The organism is Streptomyces africanus (genome assembly GCF_002150735.1).
GTDB classification, from domain to species: Bacteria; Actinomycetota; Actinomycetes; order Streptomycetales; family Streptomycetaceae; genus Streptomyces; species Streptomyces africanus.
Genome location: NZ_MUKA01000408.1, coordinates 1 through 4099, shown reverse-complemented (window position 1 = coordinate 4099; position 4099 = coordinate 1). Strand labels below are relative to the sequence as shown.

The following is a 4099-nucleotide window of genomic DNA, read 5'->3' as shown; positions in this document are numbered from 1 at the left end:
TGCTGGGGTCGGTGGACGTGGCCCGGGCCGCCGCGTTGTTGATCCCGCTGGCCAGCCCCGCCCGGGCCACGTCCACCGACCCCAGCACGGTCGCCGTCAGCGGCGCCACCAGCGTGACCATGCCCAGCCCGAGCACCATCAGCGCCGGCAGCACATCGGCCACGTACGACGCCCCCGGCCCGACCCGCAGCATCAGCAGCATCCCGGCCGCGCACAGCAGCGGCCCCACGGTCAGCGGGATCCGGGGTCCGATCCGGTCGGCCAGTTCCCCGGAGCGCGCGGACAGCAGCAGCATCAGCACGGTCGTGGGCAGCAGAGCCGTACCGGCCGCGAGGGCCGAGTAGCCCACGACCACCTGGAGCTGGAGGGCGGCGAGGAAGAAGAACCCGCCGAGGGCCGCGTACACGCACAGCGTGACGAGGTTGACCGCCGTGAACTGGCGGGAGGCGAAGATGCCGGTCGGCATCATCGGATCGGGCCGGCGCCGCTCGACGACCACGAACGCCACGGCCGCGACCACCCCCGCCACCGCCGTACCCGCCACCACCAGGCCGCCGCCCGTACCGCCCGCCTCGATCAACGCGTACGTCAGCAGCGCGAGCGCCGACGCGCCCAGCACCGCCCCCAACACGTCGAACCGTCCGTGCGCCTGCTGGTCCCCCGACTCGGGCACATGCCGCAGCGCCACGGGCGCGCACAGCAGGGCCAGCGGAACGTTCAGCAGGAACACCCACCGCCAGCCCGGCCCGTCCACCAGCCAGCCGCCGACGAAGGGCCCGACCGCCGCCCCGACCCCGCCGAAGCCGGACCACAGGCCCACCGCGCGGCCCCGGTCGTCGGGGTGGAAGGACGCCTGGATCAGCGCCAGCGACCCCGGCGTGAGCAGGGCGCCGCCCACCCCTTGCAGGGCACGCGCGGCGATCAGCACCCCGGTGTTCGGCGCGATCCCGCACAGCAGGGACGCCGCCGCGAACCACACCACGCCGATGACGAACACCTTCCGGCGCCCGAACCGGTCGCCGAGCGCCCCGCCCAGCAGGATCAGCCCGGCCAGCGTGACCATGTACGCGTTGACGGTCCACTGCAGGGCCGCCAGGTCCGCGTCGAGGTCTTGGCCGATGCGGGGCAGCGCGATATTGACGACGGTGGAGTCCAGCAGGGCCATGCTGGAGCCGAGGACGGTGGTGAGCAGGATCCACCGGCCCTGGGGCGAGGCGAGCCGCACATCGGGCATGCAGGGAGCATACGGAAGAGCCCGGCACCAGGAGAGGTGCCGGGCTCGATCGCGTGGAACGGACCGGACTTACTTGATCTTCGTGCCGGTGGAGCGGAGGTGGCCGCAGGCCTCGACGACGCGCTGGGACATGGAGGCCTCGGCGAGCTTGCCCCAGGTGCGCGGGTCGTAGGTCTTCTTGTTGCCGACCTCGCCGTCGACCTTCAGGACGCCGTCGTAGTTGCGGAACATGTGGTCCGCGACCGGACGCGTGAAGGCGTACTGGGTGTCGGTGTCGATGTTCATCTTGACCACGCCGTTCTCCAGCGCGGTGCGGATCTCCTCCTCCGTGGAGCCGGAGCCGCCGTGGAAGACGAAGTCGAACGGGGAGCCCTTGCCGAACTTCGCGGCGACGCCCTCGTTCAGCTCCTTCAGCAGGTCGGGGCGCAGGACGACGTTGCCCGGCTTGTACACGCCGTGCACGTTGCCGAAGGACGCGGCGAGCAGGTAGCGGCCCTTCTCGCCCAGGCCCAGGGCCTCGGCGGTGCGGATCGCGTCGTCGACCGTGGTGTAGAGGGAGTCGTTGATCTCGTGCGAGACGCCGTCCTCCTCGCCACCGGTCGGGGTGATCTCCACCTCGAGGATGATCTTCGCGGCGCGGGCCTGCTCCAGCAGCTCCTGCGCGATGGAGAGGTTGTCGGCGAGGGTCTCGGCGGAGCCGTCCCACATGTGCGACTGGAACAGCGGGTTCAGTCCGGCCTCGACGCGCTTCTTGGACAGCGCCAGCAGCGGACGTACGTACCCGTCGAGCTTGTCCTTCGGGCAGTGGTCCGTGTGCAGCGCGATGTTCACCGGGTACTTCTCGGCGACGATGTGCGCGAACTCGGCCAGGGCGACCGCGCCGGTCACCATGTCCTTGCTGTACTGGCCGCCCAGGAACTCGGCGCCACCCGTGGAGATCTGGACGATGCCGTCGCTCTCCGCCTCGGCGAAACCGCGCAGTGCCGCGTGCAGGGTCTGGGTGGAGGTCACGTTGATGGCCGGGTAGGCGAACTTTCCTGCCTTCGCCCGGTCCAGCATCTCGTTGTAGACCTCGGGAGTTGCGATGGGCATGCGTCCGCTCCTTGTATCTGCGGGTTGGCGTACTGCGTTGTCGGCCCTGACCTAGACCTTGGGGTGCGACGTCATCGTCGGCCCCATCTTTCCAGACTTGGCCGGAAGGTCCAGGCCACCGTCCACGCCCTGGTCAGTCCAGGCCCAGCTCGTCCTTCGAGAACGCGAAGAGGTACGGCACCCCGGCGCCCTCCTGGATCTTCTCCGCGGCGCCGGTCGCCCGGTCGACGATGGTCGCGACGGCGACGACCTCGGCCCCGGCCTCGCGCACGGCCTCGACGGCGGTGAGCGGGGAGCCGCCGGTGGTGGAGGTGTCCTCGACGACCAGCACACGGCGGCCCGCGATGTCCGGGCCCTCGACGCGCCGCTGCAGGCCGTGCGCCTTGGCGGCCTTCCGTACGACGAAGGCGTCCAGGCGCTTGCCGCGCGCGGCGGCGGCGTGCAGCATCGCGGCGGCCACCGGGTCGGCGCCCATGGTGAGCCCGCCCACCGCGTCGAACTCCAGCTCGGCGGTCAGGTCGAGCAGCACCTGCCCGACCAGCGGCGCGGCCTCGCCGTCGAGGGTGATGCGCCGGAGATCGACGTAGTAGTCGGCCTCCAGACCCGACGACAGGGTCACCTTGCCGTGCACCACGGCCTTGTCCTTGATCTGCTGCAGCAGCGCGCCGCGTGTGTCCGTCATGGCGCCCAGCTTAGAGGCGGCGCCAGCTCCAGGTCGTGGTGGCCTCCAGCGGCTCCAGGGGCGTGACCAGGTGCGGCGCGGTGTTGAGCCCGTTGGGCGGCCCGGTCTGCGGCTCCACGCACACGGCGGCCTCCTGCTCGTCGTAGACGACGACCCACTCCTCGGGGCTGGTGACCTTCAGCTCCAGCTGCCCGGGCCAGGTGAGGGTCACGTCGACGCCGCCGGGCATCCCGAAGCAGTCGTCCCAGGGGCCGGGCTTCGGCTCGACGCGGTTGCCGGTGGGCAGGTGGTCGTCGCCGCGCTCCTCCTGCCACGCCGGGTCGAAGTCGATGGCCACGTCCTCGCCGCCGAGGTTCCGGTTGAACCACGGGTGCCAGCCGATCTGCGCCGGGAACGACGACTCGTACGTCTCCACGGACATGGTCAGCGTCAGCGCGTCCTCGGTGAGGGCGACGATCTGGGTGATGCGGCCCGGGTGGGGCCAGGGGTCGACGAGCTCGTAGGTGAGGACGGCCTCGGCCGTGCTCGTGCGGGCGGTGCGCCAGGCGCCGTCGCGGGCGGTGCCGTGGATGGCGTTCGGCGGGGCGTTGAGGGGCATCTGCCGTACGGCGGCGCCGTCCAGGAACCGCCCGTCCCGGATGCGTCCGCACCAGGGCACCATCGGGAAACAGCCGAACCGCTGCCCCTGCCGGAGCAGCTCCACGCCGCCGATCCGCAGCCCTCCGACCCGGCCGCCGTTGCCCGGCTGCACGGTCACCTCCGCGTCGCCCGCGGTCAGCGTGATGTCTTCGTCACTCACGGGACGACCCTACTGGGGTGATCAAGAGGGCCTCGTGCGGTGCGGGGCGTTTTCAGCGGCGTCGGCGCAGGGCCCGGACCGCCACGACGGCCGATGCCAGCGCGAGCGCCGCGGCGGGGGCCGCCCAGCGCAGCGGGGCGGAGGGCATCACGGTCTGCGGCGCGGGCACCGGCGCGTACCGCCCGCGCGGCGGCGCGTGATCGACCTCCTCGGCACTCCGCCCGATCATCGTCCGCCGCGCATGCGCCGCCTCGGCGATGTCCTCGTCGTCCTCGTCGTCCTCGTCGTCCTC

The 4099-nt window shown here is 71.9% G+C and carries 4 protein-coding genes and 1 pseudogene; all 5 read right to left on the bottom strand.

From position 1 onward, the window contains the following. Positions 1-1234: MFS transporter (locus tag CCL05_RS37840; RefSeq protein ID WP_086565159.1), on the bottom strand; the 1234-nt coding region annotated here is incomplete at its 3' end. A 69-nt stretch (positions 1235-1303) separates the two neighbouring features. After that, a complete protein-coding gene (gene fbaA, locus CCL05_RS37835) occupies positions 1304-2326 on the bottom strand; it encodes a class II fructose-bisphosphate aldolase (RefSeq protein WP_086565158.1) in 1023 nt (340 codons plus the stop codon). Between the two features lie 133 nt (positions 2327-2459). Further along, positions 2460-3008 (bottom strand): orotate phosphoribosyltransferase, encoded by a 549-nt coding sequence (gene pyrE / locus CCL05_RS37830; protein ID WP_086565157.1) that lies wholly within the window; start codon positions 3006-3008, stop codon positions 2460-2462. A gap of 10 nt (positions 3009-3018) precedes the next feature. Further along, on the bottom strand, positions 3019-3807 hold the full coding sequence (locus CCL05_RS37825; RefSeq protein ID WP_086565156.1) for an aldose epimerase family protein: 789 nt from the start codon (positions 3805-3807) through the stop codon (positions 3019-3021). Positions 3808-3859: 52 nt separating this feature from the next. Then, positions 3860-4099: pseudogene (locus CCL05_RS37820) on the bottom strand (carbon monoxide dehydrogenase); the annotation flags it as partial.

Excerpts from the sequence above, each read along its gene's own strand:
- fbaA (WP_086565158.1), bottom strand. The coding sequence starts at position 2,326 with ATGCCCATCGCAACTCCCGAGGTCTACAACGAGATGCTGGACCGGGCG.
- pyrE (WP_086565157.1), bottom strand. The coding sequence starts at position 3,008 with ATGACGGACACACGCGGCGCGCTGCTGCAGCAGATCAAGGACAAGGCC.